We start from the raw sequence: 20434 nt of genomic DNA on the forward strand, positions 1-20434 counted from the left end.
CCGCGGCGAATAGCGGCCACGCCATGGATTCTGCGGGGTGGCCGCCATCGCATCGCGCCGGGGGCGGCGCTCCTACGTGTGAACGGACTCTCGCAGGCCAAGGATCAAGACGGTATCTACGTCAGATCTCGATCCTAGGGTGGAAGAGACGCTCCACCCTTCCACCCGTGGGCGGGCGGTCCACGCTGCAGCTTATTCGTCGCCTTGCAGCTGGGCTTCGGCGGCGCGGGCCAGGTCCGGCGGCAGGAAGTCGCGATCCGGGTTGTAGTCCGGCTTCAGGTAGCTGCCCAGGGCCTGCAGGTCCGCCGGGCTGAGGGTGCCGGCGGCCTGCTTCAGGCGCAGGTTGTTGAGGATGTAGTCGTAGCGGGCGTCGTTGTAGTTGCGCACCGCGCTGTACAGCTGGCGCTGGGCGTCGAGCACGTCGACGATATTGCGCGTGCCGACCTGATAACCGATTTCCGTGGCTTGCAGCGCGCTCTGGTTGGAAATGATCGACTGCTTGCGCGCCTGTACCGTTTCCACGTCGGTGTTCACCGCGCGGTGCAGGTTGCGGGTGTTCTGCACCACTTCCCGGCGCAGGCCCTCGCGCTGTTGCTCGGACTGGCTCAGGCGCTGGTAGGCCTCGCGCGCCTGGGAACTGGTCAGGCCGCCGCTGTACAGCGGGATGTTCAGTTGCAGGCCGATGCTGCGTTGCGACACGTCGCCGCTGTAGAGGGGTTGGCCCGGGATGCCGCTGTTGGTGAAGCCGAGGTTGTCGTTGTCGCCCTTCTGGTAGCTGGCCACGGCGTCGAGGGTCGGGGCGTGGCCGGCCTTGCGTTGGCGCAGGGTGTCCTCGGCGGCATCGACCGCGAAGTTGCTGGCCTGCAGGTTGAGGTTCTGCGCGGCGGCGGTATCGACCCAGGCCTTGGCGTCATTGGGCACCGGGGCGAGGATCGGCAGGCTGTGCTGGATGCCCTCGATGCTGCGGTAGTCACGGTTGGTCAGGGTGATCAGGGCCTGGAAGGCATCCGCCACCTGGCGCTCGGCGATGATGCGGTTGGCCCGGGCGGTGTCGAAACCGGCCTGGGCCTGGAGCACGTCGGTCTTGTCCGAGAGGCCGACCTCGAAACGCTCGTTGGCCTGGTCGAGCTGACGTTTGAAGGCGGCCTCTTCGGCCTTGGTCGAGGCCAGGTTGTCCTGGGCGCGCAACACCGAGAAGTAGGCTTCGGCGCTTTGCAGGATCAGGTTCTGTTCGCTGGCCGAGAGCTCCAGGGCGGCCTGCTCGCTGACCGCCTCGGCGGCCTGCAGTTGGAACCAGCGGTCGGCGCGGAACAGCGGCTGGCTGAGGTTGGCCTGATACACGGTGCCGCTGCGCGACAGCGTCGCCGCCGGGGTCTGCAGGGTGGTGCGGGTGTCGTTCATCTGCGCGCCGGCGCTGAGGTTCGGCAGCAGGCCGGCGCGGGCCTGTGGCAGCACTTCGCGGCGGGCCTGGTAGTCGGCGCGGGCGGCGGCCAGGTCGGCGTTGTTGGCGGCGGCCTCCTGGTACACGGAAATCAGGTCGGTACGCACCGACAGCGGGGCCTGATCTGCCCAGGCCATAGCGGTTGAAGCGGCGGCGACGGCAGCAGCCAGGGAGAGTCTGCGCAGCATGTCTGTGGATCCTAGAATGGGCAGTAGGCGGCAAGATTAGGGGCTGTTTCCGTTTCAGCGCAAGCCTGGGCCCTGAAACGCGGGTGCACGCCAGACAGGGCTGAGCCGCGATTGGGGTAAGCCCTGGTGGCGATGAGCATCGCGGGTGTGTCGCTATCCGACGTGTGGGTCATGGCGGTCGTTGGTGTTATGCCGACGTCTTCAGTAGACTGGCCGGGTTCTTGTCGGGGTGCCCAGAATCGTGGGCTGAGATCGGATAGTTCCGGATCCCGTTGAACCTGATCAGGTTAAGGCCTGCGTAGGGAACAAGAGGTATCCGCCCATGGCGGAATTCCCGCGCCGCATTCGCGGCGCTCTCGCGCCCAGGCTGTCCGATCGTTGTCAGACGGCGCGCATTGACCCCTCTCGACATCATCCGGACAGCTGCGGCGGTCAGGTTCGCTCCGACATTCAGCCGAGGAGCCAACCGATGAGCGTCAAACAACAACAGAATCTCAGCGAATCCGCACAAGTCGACCAGCAGTCGATCCAGCCCTTTCCCCGTTCGCAGAAGATCTACGTCCAGGGCTCGCGCCCGGATATCCGCGTGCCGATGCGCGAGATCAGCCTGGATGTGACGCCTACCGCATTCTCTGAAACCAGGAGCGGTGGCGAGATCAACGCCCCGGTCACCGTCTACGACACCTCCGGCCCCTATACCGACCCGGGCGTGACCATCGACGTGCGCAAGGGCCTGGCCGACGTGCGTTCGCCGTGGATCGAGGAGCGTGGCGACACCGAGCGCCTCGACGGCCTCTCTTCCGAGTTCGGCCAGCGCCGCCTGGCCGATGCCGAGCTGACCAAGATGCGCTTCGCCCACGTACGCAACCCACGTCGCGCCAAGCCCGGCAGGAACGTCAGCCAGATGCACTATGCGCGTCAGGGCATCATCACCCCGGAGATGGAATACGTCGCCATCCGCGAGAACATGAAGCTCGCCGAGCAGCGCGCCGCCGGCCTGCTCAAGGAACAGCATGGCGGCAACAGTTTCGGCGCCAGCATTCCCAAGGAGATCACCGCGGAGTTCGTCCGTGACGAAGTGGCTCGCGGCCGCGCCATCATTCCGGCGAACATCAACCACACCGAGCTGGAGCCGATGATCATCGGCCGCAACTTCCTGGTGAAGATCAACGGCAATATCGGCAACTCGGCGCTGGGATCGAGCATCGAGGAAGAAGTCGCCAAGCTGACCTGGGGCATCCGCTGGGGCTCGGACACCGTCATGGATCTCTCGACGGGCAAGCATATCCACGAGACCCGCGAGTGGATCATCCGCAACTCGCCGGTGCCGATCGGCACCGTGCCGATCTACCAGGCGCTGGAGAAGGTCAATGGGGTGGCCGAGGACCTGACCTGGGAGCTGTTCCGCGACACCCTGATCGAGCAGGCCGAGCAGGGCGTCGACTACTTCACCATCCACGCCGGCGTACTGCTGCGCTACGTGCCGCTGACGGCAAAACGGGTCACCGGCATCGTCTCCCGCGGCGGTTCGATCATGGCCAAGTGGTGCCTGGCCCATCATCAGGAAAACTTCCTCTACAGCCACTTCGAAGACATCTGCGAAATCATGAAGGCCTACGATGTGTCCTTCTCCCTGGGCGACGGCCTGCGCCCCGGATCGATCGCCGACGCCAACGACGCCGCTCAGTTCGGCGAACTGGAAACCCTCGGCGAGCTGACCAGGATCGCCTGGAAGCACGACGTGCAATGCATGATCGAGGGCCCCGGCCACGTACCCATGCAACTGATCAAGGAGAACATGGACAAGCAGCTGGAATGCTGCGACGAGGCGCCGTTCTATACCCTCGGCCCGCTGACCACCGACATCGCCCCCGGCTACGACCACATCACCAGCGGCATCGGCGCGGCGATGATCGGCTGGTTCGGCTGCGCCATGCTCTGCTACGTCACGCCCAAGGAGCACCTCGGCCTGCCGAACAAGGACGACGTCAAGACCGGCATCATCACCTACAAGATCGCCGCCCATGCCGCCGACCTGGCCAAGGGCCATCCCGGCGCGCAGATCCGCGACAACGCCCTGAGCAAGGCGCGCTTCGAATTCCGCTGGGAAGACCAGTTCAACCTCGGCCTCGACCCGGACACCGCCCGCGCCTTCCACGACGAGACCCTGCCCAAGGACTCGGCCAAGGTCGCTCATTTCTGCTCCATGTGCGGGCCGAAGTTCTGCTCCATGAAGATCACCCAGGAGGTCCGCGACTACGCCAGGGACAATGGCCTGTCCGACGAGAGCAAGGCGGTGGAGGCCGGCTTCAAGCAGCAGGCCGAACGCTTCAAGGAGGAAGGTTCGGTGATCTACCGGCAGGTTTGATCAGGGCGTGATACGCACGGCGAGATCGATCCGGCTGGACGTGATCGTCGGCAAGGCTAGGGCTTCTGCGGAACGCTGGTCGGCGGGCAACAATCGCCAGGCACCGCACTTTGGTAGGAGCCCCGCCCCGGGGCGATGCGATTGCAGCCATCGCGCAAGATCGGCTGTGAGCAAATCGCCGCGAGGTCGCGGCTCCTGCGCGAGCGGCCAATAATCCACTCATACCGAGAAATCACCATGGCGCTTCCCGTCAGTCGCTATACCCCCGGAATTCCCGTCCCTGCGAGTCAGCGCCGTTTCGGCGCCCGCGATATGTTCTCCCTGTGGTTCTCCCTGGGCGTCGGCCTGATGGTGCTGCAGCTCGGCGCCTTGCTGGCGCCGGGGCTGGGCATGAGCGGCGCGCTGCTGGCGATCGCCTGCGGCACGGCCCTCGGTGTGCTGCTGCTGGGGGCGGTGGCGGTGATCGGTACCGACACCGGGTTGTCCTCCATGGGCGCGCTGCGCCTGAGCCTCGGGCGCCATGGCGTGGCCTTGCCGGCGCTGCTCAACCTGCTGCAACTGGTCGGTTGGGGCGCCTTCGAGATCATCGTCATGCGTGATGCCGCGGCCCTGCTGGCGGTCAAGGCCTTCGGCGCGGGCAGTGGCTGGAACAGTCCGGCGCTGTGGACGCTGTTGTTCGGCAGCCTGGCCACACTGCTGGCGGTGGCCGGTCCGCTGACCTTCGTGCGCCGCGTGCTGCGCAAGTGGGGCATCTGGCTGTTGCTCGGCGCCTGTGTCTGGCTGACCTGGAATCTGTTCGCCAAGGTCGATCTCGGGGCGCTATGGCGGCGCGCCGGGGATGGCTCGATGCCCTTCGCCCTGGGCTTCGACATCGCCATCGCCATGCCGCTGTCCTGGCTGCCGCTGATCGCCGACTACTCGCGCTTCGGCAAGACCGCCGGGCGGGTGTTCGGTGGCACGGCGCTGGGCTTCTTTCTCGGCAATTGCTGGCTGATGAGCCTGGGCGTCGCCTACACCCTGGCGTTCGTGCCCAGTGGCGAGGTCAATGCGCTGTTGCTGGCGCTGGCCGGCGCCGGGCTGGGGATACCGCTGTTGCTGATCCTGCTCGACGAATCGGAGAATGCCTTCGCCGATATCCATTCGGCGTCGGTTTCGCTGGGCATTCTGCTGCCGCTCAAGGTCGAGCACCTGGCCCTGGCGATCGGTGCGCTGTGCACGCTGATCGCCTGGTTCGCCCCCTTGGCCGAATACCAGAATTTCCTGCTGCTGATCGGCTCGGTATTCGCCCCGCTGTTCGGTGTGGTACTGGTCGATCACTTCGTCCTGCGCCGGCGTCGCCCCGCGCCCGCGCCGATCATCGCCCTGCGCTGGGACGCGCTGCTGGCCTGGGCCGCTGGGGTGACGCTGTTCCACAGCCTGGTGCGGTTCTACCCCGATATCGGTGCCACACTGCCGGCACTGGCCCTGGCCGCGTTGCTGCAGGCGGCGTTCGGGCTGCTGCGCCGTTCGCAAGCCGCAAGCCAGAAGCAAAGCGCGTAGATACCGTCTTGCTCCTTGGTCTGCGACAGCCCGTTCACCGTCAAGGAAGTAGGAGCGTCGACCCCGGCGCGAGGCGGTGGCGGGCATGCCGCAGTAATCGCGGTATGGCCACGATTCGCCGCGAGGTCGCGGCTCCCACGCGAGTCTGGCCATGCTGCGCGCTTCCTCGCGTAGCCCGGGTCGAGCGCAGCGACACCCGGGAAGCTGCCCTGGGTATCGCTGCGCTCAACGCCAGGCTACGGGACTGGCGTCGTACGTAAAGACTGCTTCACCCCGCCTCAGCGGGTAGCGGGGCGTGGCATGTACTCGGGGCGCAGCACGCCATTGAGCTGGCTGTAGGGAATCTTCAGTTCCGGATGGCCCGAGGCGTAGGGCGCCAGGCGGGCGACGTCGTACTTGAGCATCAGCGCATCGCGGTTCAGGGCGATGTTGCCCGTGCGTTCGAAGGGCCAGGTCTGCCGGTAGTCGGCATCGTTGCCGTGGCCCTGGGCGATCAGCCAGGCTTCGTGGGTCAGCTGCGCGCTTTGCCAGAATGCCGGCTCCTCGCCCGGCACGAGCATGTCCTGCAGGCTCAGCACCTTGTCCAACTGGCGGTCGTAGTTCAGGTAGGTACGCCCCGGGACGCCATGGGCGCCGCCGGTGAAGTGGTAGCTGGACAGTTCGATCACCACCAGGCGGTCATGTTGCTCCACGACCTTGGCCTGCAGGTAGCTGACCCAGCCGGGCCTGGCGTTGGCCAGGAACTCCCTTTCGTGGGCCTGCAGCGAGGCGGGCAGGGGTTCGCCCAGGGCTTCCCGGGTCAGGCCGAGCAGGGTCTTTTCGATCCGCGCGTTGAGTTCGGGGTGCCCGGTCAGCAGTTGCAGGTCGACGTTCACCAGCGGGCAATCCTGCGCCGTGCAGCCAGGGGCGCGGTGTTCCCAGCGCTGGTGGGTGGTCGGCAACGCGTCGCTGGAGGCGCTCCTGGACAGGCTCTGGCAGGCGCCGAGCAGCAGGCCCAGGCTGGCGATGGCGGCGAGTCTGGCGAATCTGTGCGTATTCATCTGAGGGAGCGGGGCCATTGGCTGAGGACGGGGGGTTCGACTGCCTCGCGGCGAGGGAGTTCTCGATTATTCGCCAGCCGGGGCGATTCTGCAAAGAGGCTGCAGTGTCCGGGATAGCGCGTTAGGATGCGCCCAATACAGTGGACGCATACGAGAGAGAGGCAGATGACCGATACCTTCAACCCCGGCCCGGATGCAGTCGAGATCATCGAGCGTGAAGAGTGTTTCCGCGGTTTCTACCGCCTGGATCGTTTCCGCCTGCGGCATCGGCAGTTTTCCGGAGCGATGGGCCCGGTGCTCAGCCGGGAACTGTTCATCCGCCACGATGCCGTATGCGTGCTGCCCTACGATGCGGTGACCGACAGCGTGGTGCTGATCGAGCAATTCCGCGTCGGCGCCATGCACAAGGCGGTCAACCCCTGGCTGGTGGAACTGGTCGCCGGGTTGATCGACAAGGACGAGGAGCCCGAAGAGGTGGCGCGTCGCGAAGCCGAGGAAGAAGCCGGGCTGCAGCTGACATCCTTGTGGCCGGTGACCGCCTACTTCCCTTCGCCGGGCGGTTCCGACGAGTTCGTGCACCTGTTCCTCGGTCGCTGCGACAGCGCGGGTGTGGGCGGCATACACGGCCTCGAGGAGGAGGGCGAGGATATTCGCGTGCAGGTATGGCCTTTCGAGGATGCCTTGCAGGCGGTCAGGGATGGGCGTATCAACAATGCAGCGAGCATCATCGCATTGCAGTGGCTGGCGCTGAATCGCGCCGAGGTCAGGGGATTATGGGGGTAAGTCTGCTGCGCGAGCGTTACCGGGTCGATCTGATCGAACTGCAGGCCGCTTGCGAGGCCAATTATGCGCGCCTGATGCGCCTGTTGCCGGCGATGCGCGAGGCGACGGGAGCCCGGCGCGTGGCGTTGAGCCAGGGCGAGCGCCAGCTCGGCATCCTGGCGCTGGAAGTGGTGGAGAGCTGCCCTTACACCTCGACGGTGCAGGTACGCCAGGAGCACAGCCTGCCCTGGTTGCCGGTACCGCAACTGGAGGTGCGCGTGTATCACGACGCACGCATGGCCGAGGTGATCGGCGCCCAGAGCGCCCGGCGCTTTCGCGGCATCTATCCCTATCCCAACGCGGCGATGCACCAGCCCGACGAGAAGACCCAGCTCAACGTGTTTCTCGGCGAGTGGCTCAGCCATTGCCTGGCCTGTGGCCATGAAATGGAGCCGTTGCTCTAGCGTCGCGACACCGATCAAATGTCGGTCGCGCGGTATCTGCCGCAGCATTGCCACATTCGTGTGGGAGCCGCGCCCCCGCGGCGAATAGCGGCCATGCCATGGGTTCTGCGGGATGGCCACGATCGCATCGCGCCGGGGGCGACGCTCCTACACGGTCGGTGGTTTTTCGCGATCCCGTAGGAGCCGCGCCCCCGCGGCGAATAGTGGCCGCGATGCGGATTGGCGAGATGGCCACCATCGCATCGCGCTCCTACAGGCGAATCCTGACTGCGAACGGGCCCTTGCTGGCCAGGGATCGAGAGGGTATCCACGGGAGTCCGACATTCCATGATTGACACGACACGAGACCCCCTGGGCAATATCCCAGCGCAATACTGGGAAAAGCCTCGGGGTTATGTGAACTAATCCTAATTAGCGGGTTTACCACCGGTCGGCCCAGCCACCATAATTCTCGCATTGCGCTCAAGGAGACGGCTTTGTCGAGTGTGCTCAGATCCGCTGCTGATTCTTCGGTGCTGCTGGTGCAGCTGACCGACAGCCACCTCTTTGCCGAGGCGGACGGCAAACTGCTGGGTATGGAAACCCGCGATAGCCTGCAGCGGGTCATCGAACTGGTGCTTCAGGAGCAGCCCGAGATCGACCTGCTGCTGGCCACGGGCGACCAGTCCCAGGACGGCAGCCCGCGCTCCTACGAGCGCTTTCGGCAGATGACGGCGGCGATCGCCGCGCCGGTTCGCTGGATTCCCGGCAACCATGATGAAGTCCCGGCCATGCAGGACGCCTGCATCGGTACCGACCTGCTCGACTCGGTCGTCGACCTGGGGGGCTGGCGGGTCATTCTGCTCGACTCGTCGATTCCCGGTGCGGTGCCCGGTTACCTGGACGACCGGCAACTGGCGCTGCTCGAGCGCGCCCTTGGCGAGGCGCCGCAGCGGCACCACCTGATCTGCCTGCACCATCACCCCGTTTCCGTCGGCTGTCAGTGGCTGGCGCCGATCGGCCTGCGCAACCCGGAGGCGCTGTTTGCCGTGCTGGAGCGCTTTCCCCAGGCGCGCGCGGTGCTGTGGGGGCATGTCCACCAGGAGTTCGACCAGGCGCGCGGCGACGTGCGCCTGCTCGCCTCGCCCTCGACCTGCGTGCAGTTCGCCCCGGGCAGCGAGGCTTTCCAGGTCGATACCACGGCCCCGGGCTACCGCTGGTTGCGCCTGCATGCCGACGGTCGGCTGGAGACGGGCGTATCGCGCATCAGCGGGCTGGCCTTCGAGGTCGACTACAGCATCAAGGGGTATTGAATTCGGGTGCGCCAGGTCACGCTGCCAGTCGCGGCGCGCGTCTGACGCTTGCAGCTGACTGCCCCGCGCTAGTAGCCTCCCGCTATGACTCCAAGCATTCTCTATATCCACGGCCTCAACAGCTCGCCGGCATCCTCGAAGGCGAGCCAGTTGAGCGCCGCCATGGCCCGTATCGACCTGTCGGATCGGTTGCGCGTGCCGGCCCTGCATCACCACCCACGCCAGGCCATCGCCCAGCTCGAGGCGTTGATCGCCGAACTCGGCCGCCCCGTGCTGGTCGGCAGCTCCCTGGGCGGCTACTATGCGACGCACCTGGCCGAGCGGCATGGCCTCAAGGCGTTGTTGATCAACCCGGCGGTACGCCCGCACCAGTTGTTCGATGGTTACCTGGGCCCGCAACGCAACCATTACAGTGATGAAACCTGGGAACTGACGGCCGACCACGTCGCGGCGCTGGCCGAACTGGACGTTGCCCCGCCGCGGGACCCCGCGCGCTACCAGGTCTGGCTGCAGACCGCCGACGAGACCCTCGACTACCGGCGCGCGCAGGCTTATTACCGGCATTGCGCACTGCGCATACAGGCAGGCGGCGACCATGGTTTCCAGGGCTTCAGCGAGCGCCTGCCCATGCTGTTCGCCTTCGCCGGCATCACGCCCGCGCCCTAGGCGTGCGACTGCTGCTAGACGCTCCCGATTAACCCAAGAAGATTGCAGAGACCTATGGCCCAGCAAAACGCCTACAACGCAGACGCCATCGAAGTCCTTTCCGGCCTTGATCCGGTGCGCAAGCGTCCGGGCATGTACACCGATACCAGCCGGCCCAACCACCTGGCCCAGGAAGTCATCGACAACAGCGTCGACGAGGCCCTGGCCGGTCATGCCAAGACGATCCAGGTGATCCTGCACGAGGACAATTCCCTCGAGGTGCTCGACGACGGTCGCGGCATGCCGGTGGACATCCATCCCGAAGAGGGCGTGCCCGGGGTCGAACTGATCCTCACCAAGCTGCATGCCGGCGGCAAGTTCTCCAACAAGAACTACCAGTTCTCCGGCGGCCTGCACGGGGTCGGCATCTCGGTGGTCAACGCCCTGTCGACCCGTGTCGAAGTGCGCGTCAAGCGTGATGGCAGTGAGTACCGCATGGCCTTCGCCGACGGCTTCAAGGCCAGCGACCTGGAAGTGATCGGCAGCGTCGGCAAGCGCAACACCGGTACCAGCGTGCATTTCTGGCCGGACGGCAAGTACTTCGATTCGCACAGGTTCTCCGTCAGCCGCCTCAAGCACGTGCTCAAGGCCAAGGCGGTGTTGTGCCCCGGCCTGGCCGTGAGCTTCGAGGACAAGGCCAGCGGCGAGCGGGTCGAGTGGCTCTACGAGGACGGCCTGCGTTCCTACCTGGTCGACGCGGTGAGCGAATACGAGCGGCTGCCCAACGAGCCGTTCTGCGGCAGCCTGGCGGGCAGCAAGGAGGCGGTCGACTGGGCCCTGCTGTGGCTGCCCGAAGGTGGCGAAAGCGTCCAGGAAAGCTACGTCAACCTGATTCCCACTGCCCAGGGCGGCACCCACGTCAATGGCTTGCGCCAGGGCCTGCTGGACGCCATGCGCGAGTTCTGCGAGTTCCGCAACCTGCTGCCGCGCGGGGTCAAGCTGGCGCCCGAGGATATCTGGGAGCGCATCGCCTTCGTCCTGTCGATGAAGATGCAGGATGCCCAGTTCTCCGGGCAGACCAAGGAGCGCCTGTCTTCCCGTGAAGCGGCGGCGTTCGTCTCCGGCGTGGTCAAGGACGCCTTCAGCCTGTGGCTCAATGCCCACCCCGAATTCGGCCAGCAGTTGGCCGAGCTGGCCATCAGCAACGCCAGCCGCCGGCTCAAGGCCGGCAAGAAGGTCGAGCGCAAGAAAGTCACCCAGGGGCCGGCCCTGCCGGGCAAGCTGGCCGACTGCGCCGGGCAGAACCCGCTGCGTTGCGAACTGTTCCTGGTCGAAGGCGATTCCGCCGGCGGTTCGGCGAAACAGGCGCGGGACAAGGAATTCCAGGCGATCATGCCGCTGCGCGGCAAGATCCTCAACACCTGGGAAGTGGACGGCGGCGAAGTGCTGGCGTCCCAGGAAGTCCACGATATCGCCGTGGCCATCGGCATCGATCCGGGCTCCAACGATCTGACCCAGCTGCGCTACGGCAAGATCTGCATCCTCGCCGACGCCGACTCCGACGGCCTGCACATCGCCACCTTGCTCTGCGCCCTGTTCGTGCGCCATTTCCGCCCGCTGGTGGATGCCGGTCACGTCTACGTGGCCATGCCGCCGCTGTACCGTATCGACCTGGGCAAGGATATCTTCTATGCCCTCGACGAGCCCGAGCGCGACGGTATCCTCGAGCGGCTGTTGGCCGAAAAGCGTCGCGGCAAGCCCCAGGTCACGCGCTTCAAGGGCCTTGGCGAGATGAACCCGCCGCAACTGCGGGAAACCACCATGGACCCCAATACCCGGCGCCTGGTGCTGTTGACCCTGGACGATTTCGAGGGCACCCGGGAAGTGATGGACATGCTGCTGGCGAAGAAACGCGCCGGCGACCGCAAGTCCTGGCTGGAGTCCAAGGGCAATCTGGCCGAGGTGCTGCTCTGATGCGGCGTCTGCTCGGCGCCTTGTTGCTGGCTGTCGCTACCCCGCTGCTGGCCGAGACGCCGCCACTGGAGGAGCTGCGCCTGGGCAGCGAGCACCCGGTCGATGGCATGGCGGCGGGCAACCTCTCCGGGCTGGCCTGGTGCGGCGACGCCTTGTGGGCGGTTTCCGACCGTGAGGACGACCGTCTCTATCGGCTGGATACCTCCGCCGATGTCTGGCAGGCCGAGGCCGAGCATTTCCTGGCGCCGCCGGCCCCGGTGATGCCGTTGCCCTGGGGGCTGCGCATGCGCGCCTGGATGGCGGGCCTGGTGCGTGGCGGGCACCTGGATTTCGAGGGCCTGTCGTGCGACGCCCTGGGCAATCGCTACCTGGTCAGTGAAACCCATGCCGCCGTGCTGCAGATCCCGCCGGCGGCGGATCCGCTGTGGCTGCCGTTGCCCGAGGGCATGGTGCGCCAGGCCCGGGCCAGCGGCATGCTGCTGCATTTCAACGCGCTGTTCGAGGGGGTGGCGATCGACCCCGCCGGCGAACGGCTGTGGCTGGCTGCCGAAAAGCAGCGACGCGGCCTGGTGGTCTTGCACAACCGCCGTTCGACCTGGCGTTGCGACGGCGGCTGCGTGATCCTCAGCGAGGGCGGCACTGAAGCGTCGCCCGCGCAATTGGGCGGCGCACAGGCGCCGAGGGATTTTTCCGGGCTGGCCTTTCACAACGAAAAGCTCTTCACCCTGGAGCGCCAGGCGCACCGCATCTGCCGGCGTCAGCCGGCCAGCGGCGATGCGGAGCGATGCTGGTCCTTCGCCGAGGCGGCCCTGGCCGACGAGCGCCGCTACCCGCTCAGCTACGGCGTGGCCGAAGCACTGTGGGTGGACGAGAAGGGCGCCTGGGTCGGCGTCGACAACGGCGGCCATGCCCGCGCCGATGGTGAGCAGCGGCCAGTGGTCTGGCGTTTCGACGCGCCGGCCGGTGGCTGGGGCAGTACGCGGTGAGCGAGCAGAGCGCCGGTCGGCGTGCCGGACGGGTGATGCTGGTGCTGGCCTGGGGCGCCGGTCTGCTGCTGGCCACTCATTTCTTCGGCGAGTGGGAGGATGCCAGGTCCCATCCCAATCGCCAGCCGCAGTCGCTGCACGGCAGCGGCTACGTCGAAGTCCAGCTGGCCAGCAGCCGGGGTGGTCACTACCTGGTCGACGGTCAGATCAACGGCGCCACGGTGACCCTGCTGCTCGACACCGGCGCCAGCCAGGTCGTGGTGCCGAGCGCGGTGGCGCAGCAACTGGGCCTGGAGCGCGGCGCGCCGGTCATGATCAGCACCGCCAACGGCCGGGCGACCGCGCACCGCACGCGCCTGGCCAGCCTGCAGTTGGGGGACATCGTCCTGCATGACGTGGCCGCCCTGATCGCCCCGGGCATGGATAGCGACCAGATCCTGCTGGGCATGAGCGCCTTGAAACAACTCGAATTCAGTCAGAAGGGCGGCACCCTGGTGCTGCGCCAATCAACCCTGCAATGAGGCACGCATGAGCGAACCCCTTGATTTGAGCCTGGACGGCGTCGAGCGCCGATCCCTTGCCGATTTCACCGAGCAGGCTTATCTCAACTACTCGATGTACGTGATCATGGACCGCGCCCTGCCGCATATCGGCGACGGCCTCAAGCCCGTGCAGCGGCGCATCGTCTACGCCATGAGCGAACTGGGCCTGGACGCTGACTCCAAGCACAAGAAGTCGGCGCGTACCGTCGGCGACGTGCTCGGCAAGTTCCACCCCCACGGCGACTCGGCCTGCTACGAGGCCATGGTGCTGATGGCGCAGCCGTTCAGCTACCGTTACACCCTGGTCGACGGCCAGGGCAACTGGGGCGCCCCGGACGATCCCAAGTCCTTCGCCGCCATGCGTTACACCGAGGCGCGGCTGTCGCGTTACTCCGAGGTGCTGCTCAGCGAACTGGGCCAGGGCACGGTCGACTGGGTGCCCAACTTCGACGGCACCCTCAACGAGCCGGCGACCCTGCCGGCGCGGCTGCCCAACCTGCTGCTCAACGGCACCACCGGGATCGCCGTGGGCATGGCCACCGACGTGCCGCCGCACAACCTGCGCGAGGTGGCCGCCGCCTGCGTGCGCCTGCTTGACGAGCCCGCCGCCACGGTCGAGCAGCTCTGCGAGCACGTGCTCGGCCCGGACTACCCGACCGAGGCGGAGATCATCACGCCGCGTGCCGACCTGCTGAAAATCTACGAAACCGGCCGCGGCTCGGTGCGCATGCGCGGCGTCTACCGCATCGAGGACGGCGACATCGTGGTCACCTCGCTGCCGCACCAGGTCTCCGGTTCCAAGGTGCTGGAGCAGATCGCCGGACAGATGCAGGCCAAGAAACTGCCGATGGTCGCCGATCTGCGCGATGAGTCGGATCACGAGCATCCCTGCCGTATCGTCATCATCCCGCGCTCCAACCGCGTGGACGCCGATGAACTGATGACCCACCTGTTCGCCACCACCGACCTGGAGTCGAGCTACCGGGTCAACAGCAACGTCATCGGCCTGGACGGCAAGCCCCAGGTGAAGAACCTGCGGCAACTGCTGCGCGAATGGCTGGAATACCGCATCGGCACCGTACGCCGGCGCCTGCAGTTCCGCCTGGACAAGGTGGAAAAGCGTCTGCACCTGTTGGAAGGCTTGCTGATCGCCTTCCTCAACCTCGACGAAGTGATCCGCATCATCCGCAGCGAGGATCAGCCCAAACCGGTGCTGATGGCGGCCTTCGGCCTGACCGAGGTGCAGGCCGACTACATCCTCGACACCCGTCTGCGGCAGTTGGCGCGACTGGAAGAGATGAAGATCCGCGGCGAGCAGGACGAACTGGCCAAGGAGCGCGACAAGCTGCTGGCGCTGTTGGGCAGCGAAGCCAAGCTGAAGAAGCTGGTGCGCAAGGAAATCATCGAGGACGCCGAGAAGTACGGCGACGACCGCCGTTCGCCCATCGTAGCCCGCGCCGAGGCCCGCGCCCTGTCGGAAACCGAGCTGATGCCGACCGAACCGGTCACCGTCATCGTCTCGGAAAAAGGCTGGGTACGCTGTGGCAAGGGCCACGACATCGATGCCACCGGCCTGTCCTACAAGGCCGGGGACGGCTTCAAGGTGGCGGCCACCGGGCGCTCCAATCAGTACGCGGTGTTCATCGACTCCACCGGGCGCAGCTATTCGCTGGCCGCCCATTCGCTGCCCTCGGCGCGGGGGCAGGGCGAGCCGCTGACCGGCCGGCTGACGCCGCCACCAGGCGCGACCTTCGAGTGCGTGCTGCTGCCCGATGACAATGCGCTGTACGTCATCGCCTCCGATGCCGGCTACGGTTTCGTGGTCAAGGGCGAGGATCTGCAGGCCAAGAACAAGGCCGGCAAGGCCTTGCTCAGTCTGCCGGCCGGGGCACGGGTGGTGGCGCCCAAGCCGCTGGCCAGTCGCGAGGACGACTGGTTGGCCGCGGTGACCACCGAAGGGCGCCTGTTGTTGTTCAAGGTCGCCGACCTGCCGCAACTGGGCAAGGGCAAGGGCAACAAGATCATCGGCATCCCGGGCGACCGCGTCGCCAGCCGCGAGGAATACCTGACCGACCTCGCCGTGCTGCCCGCGGGCGCCACGCTGGTGCTGCAGGCGGGCAAGCGCACGCTATCGCTCAAGGCCGACGACCTGGAGCACTACAAGGGCGAGCGTGGGCGGCGCGGCAACAAGCTGCCGCGGGGCTTCCAGCGTGTCGATGCGCTGCTCGTGGATTAGCCACGCGGATCGCGCCGAAGCCGCAACGGGTTCCAACTTATCCGACCGGCGAGCGGCGTAATACTGGAGTCGCGCGCCGGTTTGACGGATGATAGCAACCCGCGCCTGCCAATCGAGGGCGGGCAGCGTGCCGGCTTCGCGTGTCTGCGTTGGCCGGCCAGGCGTCTGATGGCAGGCGCATTGCATACGTACAGGGATTATTCACACCACGCTGACCGCGACACGATGCGTTTGCCGGTCGTGGTGACGTAGCATGTTTGGGTTCTTTACCGTTCACCTGTAGATATGGCTGCTGGCAACCCAGCCAGTTGGAAGAGATTAATGACTGTAACGCGGCTTCCTCTGACCCTTGTTCTGGCTGGCCTGCTCACGCTGGCTGGCTGCTCGCATTTTCAGCCCGTGTCGCTGTACCAGCTCGACGGCGGCAGCAGCGCCACCAGGACGGCCGACAAGAACGGCGTGAGCGTTCTGCTCGGCCCCATCACCGTCGCCGATTACCTGCAGCGCGAGGCGCTGTTGCAGCGTCAGGACGACGGCAGCCTGAGCGCCGCCGGCAGTGCCCGTTGGGCGGGCAGCCTGGCCACCGACCTGGATCGCCAGGTACTGCGCCAGCTGTCCGGCCGCCTCAACAGCCAGCGCCTGGTGCTGGCTTCGGAGAACCCCGGCTTCAAGCCGCAGGTGCAGGTGCTGCTGTCGATTACCCGCCTGGACTCGGGGCCGCGGCGCCCAGCCGTGCTGGAGGCGCAGTGGCGCCTGGTCGGGCGTGACGGGCAACTGCTCGATACCCGCCTGATTCATCTGGAGGAAGTGCACCAGGGCGCCATAGCCGATCAGGTGAGGGCGCAGAGCCTGGCCGTGCAGAAGCTCGTCGAGCAACTGGCCTCCGCTGTGCAGAGCCATGCCAGCTCGGCGGTTGCCACGGAGGAGCCGCGCAAGAAAGCGCCGGTGCCGGCCGCCCGCCAGGAGCCCCCGAAGATGCCGGTTGCCGAGCCTATCCGTATCGACGCGGAAGTGTTCCGCTTCTAAGGCGCCGGGGTCTGGGCCGCCCTAGGGTGGGATGACCAGTGCGCGCCTGGCTGACGCTGCCAGTCCGTAGGATGGGTCGGGCCGCGTAGGCGCAGCCCATCGGCGCCTGATGGATCGGCCGACCCCGGCCGGCACGCTGGCAACCCCTGGGTAGGGTGGATGACGTTTTTTCATCCACCATGGGGGCGGCACGGTGGATGAGGCGGGTCGCGATCCATCCTGCGGAATTCAGCGATAAGCGTGGGGATGGCCACCATCGCATCGCGCCGGGGGCGACGCTCCTACCGGTGAATCCTCTGGCCCCGAGCGGGCTCTTGTGCGCCTACGCCTGTAGCTTTCGCCAGGGCTCGCTCTGTATCCACTTCTTGCACCCTGGATGGCTTGGCCGAAAGCGCAGTTCGCCGCAGCTTGTAGTAGTCCGTAGGATGGGCGCAGCCCATCGGCGATTGATGGGTTTTCACCTCCGCGACCGAATCCGACCGCCATCGCATCGCGCCGGGGGCGGCGCTCCTACCGGTGAGTCCTCTGGCTCCGAACGGGCTCTTGCACGCCTACGCCTGTAGCTTTCAGCAGTCGTACGGTTCGTTCTGCCTCCGCTGCTTGCACCCTGGATGGTTTGACCGGAAACGCAGTTCACCGCAGCCTGATTAGCTTGTAGCTTGTAGCTTGTAGCTTGTAGCTTGTAGCTTGTAGCTTGTAGCTTGTAGCTTGTAGCTTGTAGCTTGTAGCTCGCTTTCCGATCAGCGCTCTTCGCGCATCCGCACCATCTGCCGTTCCAGCAGCGCCGGGTAGGGGTCCAGCAGGCGTTCGACGCAACTGGCGCCTTCCGGGCTGGCGATGGCGCGGATGCGCGCGCGCTGGCGCAACAGGGCGTCTTCGCCCACGCGGCGTTCGACCAGCAGCAGGTTGCGGCTGTGCTGGGACAGCGCCAGGGCGTCCTGGGCCGTTTCGCTGAGCAGCAGGTCGCCCTGGCTCAGGTTCTGCAGGTTTTCACCCAGGGTCAGGCCCAGTTGCAGGTGCAGGGTGATGCCGCTGTCGGCGACCTCGATCTGCAGGGCGTGGCCCAGGGCGCGCATCAGCTCGCCGCAGCAGATGGCGTGGGTCAGATAATCCTCGCGGCTGTCCTGGTAGTGGAACAGCATCAGGCTGCTGCCATCGTTCAGGGTGTGCAACTGCGCCTTGTACAGATCGGCGGCCTGGTTCAGGCAATCGCGATAGCGCTGCAGCAGTTCCAGCAAGCGGCTGCGGGGCAGTCGACGCAGTTGCTCCTGGGCGCCCAGTTGAATGGCCAGCACCGCGCTCTTCTGCGGCGCTGCGGGGGCCGGAGGCGCTACGGCATCGTTCTGTTCATCGTCGTCGTAGAGTTCGGCGAACGGATCGTCATCGTCGCCATGGCGAGCCGGGCGACGTGGCGGGTCGTAATCGTCGCTGTCGAAACTGTCGTCGCGCAGATCGCGTACTTCGAAGCCCGGGTCTTCATCCAGGTCGTCCTGTTCGTCGTCCGTGCGCAGGCTGTCTTCGTCGAAATCGTCAAAGTCGTCGAGTTCGTCCTGGGGCTCGGGCTCCGGTTTTTCCGGCACCAGGCGCGCTTGCAGCTGACGCGCCAGGTCGCCGATCTCGTCCTGGCGCCCGGCGCCCGGCGCGGGATCGTCGGGGTCGCGCAACCAGACGCGCAATTGCAGCAGCGGTGTGGATATGTGCCGGCCCAGGCGCAGGCTCAGCGACAGGGTCAGCGCCAGCAGGATCAGGCTGAGAATACCCATGCTCTGCAGGCTGATGGTCATCGGCTGCTGGAACTGCTGCATGTCCAGGCTGATGCGCAGTTGCCCGGCCATGACCTCCTGGAAGGTGATCGGCGTGGAGTACAGCCCTTCGGTTTCGCCGAGCATGCTCTTGCTCGGGCGCGAGCCCGCCTCGGCGAGGATGCGGTTGTCCACGCTGTAGATCGCCGCGTGGGCCACCAGCGGGTTCTTCACCAGGTTGTTGAGCAGCACGTTGAGGCTGAGGATGTCGTTGGACACCAGCAGTTCGGTGGCCGAGGCCGCGGTCTGGGTGATCAGGCTGCTGCCAAGGGCTTCGGCCTGCTGCTGCATGGCCTGCTTGAACTGCATGCCGATCACCCAGGCGTAGATCACCAGCGCCAGAGCCACCAGGAGCAGGCTATGGCTGGCGATACGCAAGGCCAGCGGCACGCGACGTTGGCGCAGTGCATGGAAGAGCAGAAGGAAGAAGTTGTCGGGTTTTACGGGGGCGGGCCGGTTCACAGAGCTCCGCTCTTGTCGACTGTAGTTGCCGCGCAGTATAGCGAGCGGCCCGCACAGGGCAAAGCGCCGCGCATGCCCGTGTGCGCCCGAAAGTGGTTAGAATGTGCGCCTTTTCACCGGCCCCGCTGCGCATTGCCGTTCGGCAGGCCGTTCATTGTCCTGCGAGCCCGGGGGTGCGCCTTGCGCGAAATCGTCCTGATCAATATTACCGGCGAGGATCGGCCCGGTCTCACGGCGGCCATTACCGGCGTGCTGGCCCAGGGGGGCGTCAATATCCTCGACATCGGCCAGGCGGTCATCCATGACACCCTGTCGTTCGGCATCCTGGTCGAGATACCGGATACCGAGCGCGCCTCCTCGGTGCTCAAGGACATCCTCTTCACCGCCTACAAGCTCGACCAGCAGGTGCGTTTCACCCCGGTGTCCGAGGCCGACTACCAGCACTGGGTCGCGGGCCAGGGCAAGGCGCGGCATATCGTGACCCTGCTGACGCGCAAGGTCACCGCCGAACAGCTGCAGCGGGTCAGTGCGATCACCGCCCGCTACGAACTGAACATCGATCATATCGACCGTCTATCCGGGCGCATGCCGCTGGACATGCCGGCCGAGCAGGGCAAGGGCTGCATCGAGTTCTCGGTGCGCGGCGAACCCAGGGACCCGGCAGCGCTGCGCGCCGAATTCCTCAGCGTGGCCCAGGAACTGAACGTCGACATCGCCTTCCAGAGCGATTCGCTGTTCCGTCGCAATCGCCGTCTGGCGGTGTTCGATATGGATTCGACGCTGATCGAGGCCGAGGTCATCGACGAGCTGGCCAAGGCCGCCGGCGTTGGCGAGCAGGTGGCCGAGATCACCGAGCGCGCCATGCGTGGCGAGCTGGACTTTCGCGCCAGCTTCAAGGAGCGCCTGGCCCTGCTCAAGGGGCTGGATGTCGGCGTGCTCGACGAGATCGGCGCATCGCTGCGCCTGACCGAAGGTGCCGAGAACCTGTTTGCCGAACTCAAGCGTCTGGGCTACAAGACGGCGATCCTGTCCGGCGGCTTCAACTACTTCGCCAGGCAGTTGCAGGCCAGGCTGGGTATCGACTACGTCTTCGCCAACGAGTTGGACGTGGTCGATGGCAAGGTCACCGGCGTGGCCGTCGAGCCGATCGTCGATGCGCAGCGCAAGGCCGATCTGCTGCGCGAGCTGGCGCACAAGGAAGGGCTGCGTCTGGAGCAGACCATTGCCGTGGGCGATGGCGCCAATGACCTGCCGATGCTGGCGATTGCCGGGCTGGGCGTGGCGTTCCGCGCCAAGCCGCTGGTCAAGCAGTCGGCCAAACAGGCCATCTCCACCCTGGGCCTGGACGGCATCCTCTATCTGCTCGGCTTCCGCGACCGCGACGGGCTGGAATAGCTGGAAGCCAGAAGCCGAGAACAGCGCTGGAGGCTGGAAGCTGGACGAAAGGCCAGGTAGCCCGGGTTGAGCGGAGCGACACCCGGGGGAGGCCCCACCTGGGTATCGCTGCGCTCAACCCAGGCTACGGCAGAAGCCGATAAGAGCGCTAAAGGCTGAAGGCTGGACGAAAAAGCTTGACGGTGGCGAGGCCGACCACAACGCTGTCCAGCCTCCAGCCTCCAGCCTCCAGCCTCCAGCCTCCAGCCTCCAGCCTCCAGCCTCCAGCCTCC

General features: G+C 66.2%; 15 protein-coding genes and 1 riboswitch. Of the genes, 12 read left to right on the forward strand and 3 right to left on the reverse strand.

The annotated features are described in order from the left end of the window. Positions 1 to 192: 192 nt before the first annotated feature. On the reverse strand, positions 193 to 1629 hold the full coding sequence (locus tag DNK34_RS22260; protein WP_131173363.1) for a TolC family outer membrane protein: 1437 nt from the start codon (positions 1627 to 1629) through the stop codon (positions 193 to 195). Positions 1630 to 1844: 215 nt separating this feature from the next. After that, positions 1845 to 1951: riboswitch (TPP riboswitch) on the forward strand. A 147-nt stretch (positions 1952 to 2098) separates the two neighbouring features. Between DNK34_RS22260 and thiC the strand changes: the two genes are divergently transcribed. Beyond that, positions 2099 to 3997 carry a phosphomethylpyrimidine synthase ThiC gene (thiC, locus tag DNK34_RS22265; RefSeq protein ID WP_131173362.1) on the forward strand — a complete coding sequence of 633 codons (1899 nt, stop codon included), beginning with the start codon at positions 2099 to 2101 and terminating at the stop codon, positions 3995 to 3997. A 237-nt stretch (positions 3998 to 4234) separates the two neighbouring features. Further along, positions 4235 to 5536 carry a putative hydroxymethylpyrimidine transporter CytX gene (cytX, locus tag DNK34_RS22270; protein WP_131173361.1) on the forward strand — a complete coding sequence of 434 codons (1302 nt, stop codon included), beginning with the start codon at positions 4235 to 4237 and terminating at the stop codon, positions 5534 to 5536. Positions 5537 to 5814: 278 nt separating this feature from the next. On the opposite strand, the gene DNK34_RS22275 is transcribed toward cytX, so the two are convergent. Then, complete coding sequence (locus DNK34_RS22275) at positions 5815 to 6576, reverse strand: DUF3298 and DUF4163 domain-containing protein (protein ID WP_131173360.1); 762 nt, start codon at positions 6574 to 6576, stop codon at positions 5815 to 5817. A gap of 165 nt (positions 6577 to 6741) precedes the next feature. On the opposite strand from DNK34_RS22275, the gene DNK34_RS22280 reads away from it, so the two are divergent. The 9 genes from DNK34_RS22280 to DNK34_RS22320 all read left to right on the forward strand — a co-directional run bounded on the left by DNK34_RS22280 (position 6742) and on the right by DNK34_RS22320 (position 16503). Then, a complete protein-coding gene (locus DNK34_RS22280) occupies positions 6742 to 7359 on the forward strand; it encodes an NUDIX domain-containing protein (protein ID WP_131173359.1) in 618 nt (205 codons plus the stop codon). Next, on the forward strand, positions 7350 to 7802 hold the full coding sequence (locus DNK34_RS22285; RefSeq protein WP_131173358.1) for a DUF1249 domain-containing protein: 453 nt from the start codon (positions 7350 to 7352) through the stop codon (positions 7800 to 7802). Before DNK34_RS22280 ends, DNK34_RS22285 begins: the two co-directional genes overlap by 10 nt. 476 nt (positions 7803 to 8278) lie before the next feature. Next, a complete protein-coding gene (gene cpdA / locus DNK34_RS22290; RefSeq protein WP_131173357.1) occupies positions 8279 to 9094 on the forward strand; it encodes a 3',5'-cyclic-AMP phosphodiesterase in 816 nt (271 codons plus the stop codon). Between the two features lie 84 nt (positions 9095 to 9178). After that, positions 9179 to 9760 (forward strand): YqiA/YcfP family alpha/beta fold hydrolase, encoded by a 582-nt coding sequence (locus DNK34_RS22295; RefSeq protein ID WP_131173356.1) that lies wholly within the window; start codon positions 9179 to 9181, stop codon positions 9758 to 9760. A gap of 54 nt (positions 9761 to 9814) precedes the next feature. Then, positions 9815 to 11713: a DNA topoisomerase IV subunit B gene (gene parE / locus DNK34_RS22300; protein ID WP_131173355.1), complete on the forward strand. Its 1899-nt coding sequence runs from the start codon at positions 9815 to 9817 to the stop codon at positions 11711 to 11713. Next, on the forward strand, positions 11710 to 12699 hold the full coding sequence (locus DNK34_RS22305; RefSeq protein ID WP_425273943.1) for an esterase-like activity of phytase family protein: 990 nt from the start codon (positions 11710 to 11712) through the stop codon (positions 12697 to 12699). Before parE ends, DNK34_RS22305 begins: the two co-directional genes overlap by 4 nt. Then, positions 12696 to 13220: a retropepsin-like aspartic protease family protein gene (locus tag DNK34_RS22310; protein WP_131173353.1), complete on the forward strand. Its 525-nt coding sequence runs from the start codon at positions 12696 to 12698 to the stop codon at positions 13218 to 13220. Before DNK34_RS22305 ends, DNK34_RS22310 begins: the two co-directional genes overlap by 4 nt. 7 nt (positions 13221 to 13227) lie before the next feature. Then, positions 13228 to 15477 (forward strand): DNA topoisomerase IV subunit A, encoded by a 2250-nt coding sequence (parC, locus tag DNK34_RS22315; protein ID WP_131173352.1) that lies wholly within the window; start codon positions 13228 to 13230, stop codon positions 15475 to 15477. Positions 15478 to 15798: 321 nt separating this feature from the next. Beyond that, positions 15799 to 16503, forward strand: coding sequence for a PqiC family protein (locus tag DNK34_RS22320; protein ID WP_131173351.1), 705 nt, complete (start codon positions 15799 to 15801; stop codon positions 16501 to 16503). A 740-nt stretch (positions 16504 to 17243) separates the two neighbouring features. On the opposite strand, the gene DNK34_RS22325 is transcribed toward DNK34_RS22320, so the two are convergent. After that, positions 17244 to 18767 carry an AhpA/YtjB family protein gene (locus DNK34_RS22325; RefSeq protein WP_131173350.1) on the reverse strand — a complete coding sequence of 508 codons (1524 nt, stop codon included), beginning with the start codon at positions 18765 to 18767 and terminating at the stop codon, positions 17244 to 17246. Positions 18768 to 18947: 180 nt separating this feature from the next. Between DNK34_RS22325 and serB the strand changes: the two genes are divergently transcribed. Further along, entirely contained in the window at positions 18948 to 20162 is a 1215-nt protein-coding gene (gene serB, locus DNK34_RS22330) for a phosphoserine phosphatase SerB (protein WP_131173349.1), read from the forward strand. Positions 20163 to 20434 lie beyond the last annotated feature (272 nt).

It is taken from the genome of Phytopseudomonas dryadis (assembly GCF_004327355.1).
Lineage (GTDB): Bacteria > Pseudomonadota > Gammaproteobacteria > Pseudomonadales > Pseudomonadaceae > Aquipseudomonas > Aquipseudomonas dryadis.

Bases quoted from the DNA above. Each gene is read 5' to 3' on its own strand.
- DNK34_RS22260 (WP_131173363.1), bottom strand. From the start codon at position 1,629: ATGCTGCGCAGACTCTCCCTGGCTGCTGCCGTCGCCGCCGCTTCAACC.
- thiC (WP_131173362.1), top strand. From the start codon at position 2,099: ATGAGCGTCAAACAACAACAGAATCTCAGCGAATCCGCACAAGTCGAC.
- cytX (WP_131173361.1), top strand. From the start codon at position 4,235: ATGGCGCTTCCCGTCAGTCGCTATACCCCCGGAATTCCCGTCCCTGCG.
- DNK34_RS22275 (WP_131173360.1), bottom strand. From the start codon at position 6,576: ATGAATACGCACAGATTCGCCAGACTCGCCGCCATCGCCAGCCTGGGC.
- DNK34_RS22280 (WP_131173359.1), top strand. From the start codon at position 6,742: ATGACCGATACCTTCAACCCCGGCCCGGATGCAGTCGAGATCATCGAG.
- DNK34_RS22285 (WP_131173358.1), top strand. From the start codon at position 7,350: ATGGGGGTAAGTCTGCTGCGCGAGCGTTACCGGGTCGATCTGATCGAA.
- DNK34_RS22295 (WP_131173356.1), top strand. From the start codon at position 9,179: ATGACTCCAAGCATTCTCTATATCCACGGCCTCAACAGCTCGCCGGCA.
- parE (WP_131173355.1), top strand. From the start codon at position 9,815: ATGGCCCAGCAAAACGCCTACAACGCAGACGCCATCGAAGTCCTTTCC.
- parC (WP_131173352.1), top strand. From the start codon at position 13,228: ATGAGCGAACCCCTTGATTTGAGCCTGGACGGCGTCGAGCGCCGATCC.
- DNK34_RS22320 (WP_131173351.1), top strand. From the start codon at position 15,799: ATGACTGTAACGCGGCTTCCTCTGACCCTTGTTCTGGCTGGCCTGCTC.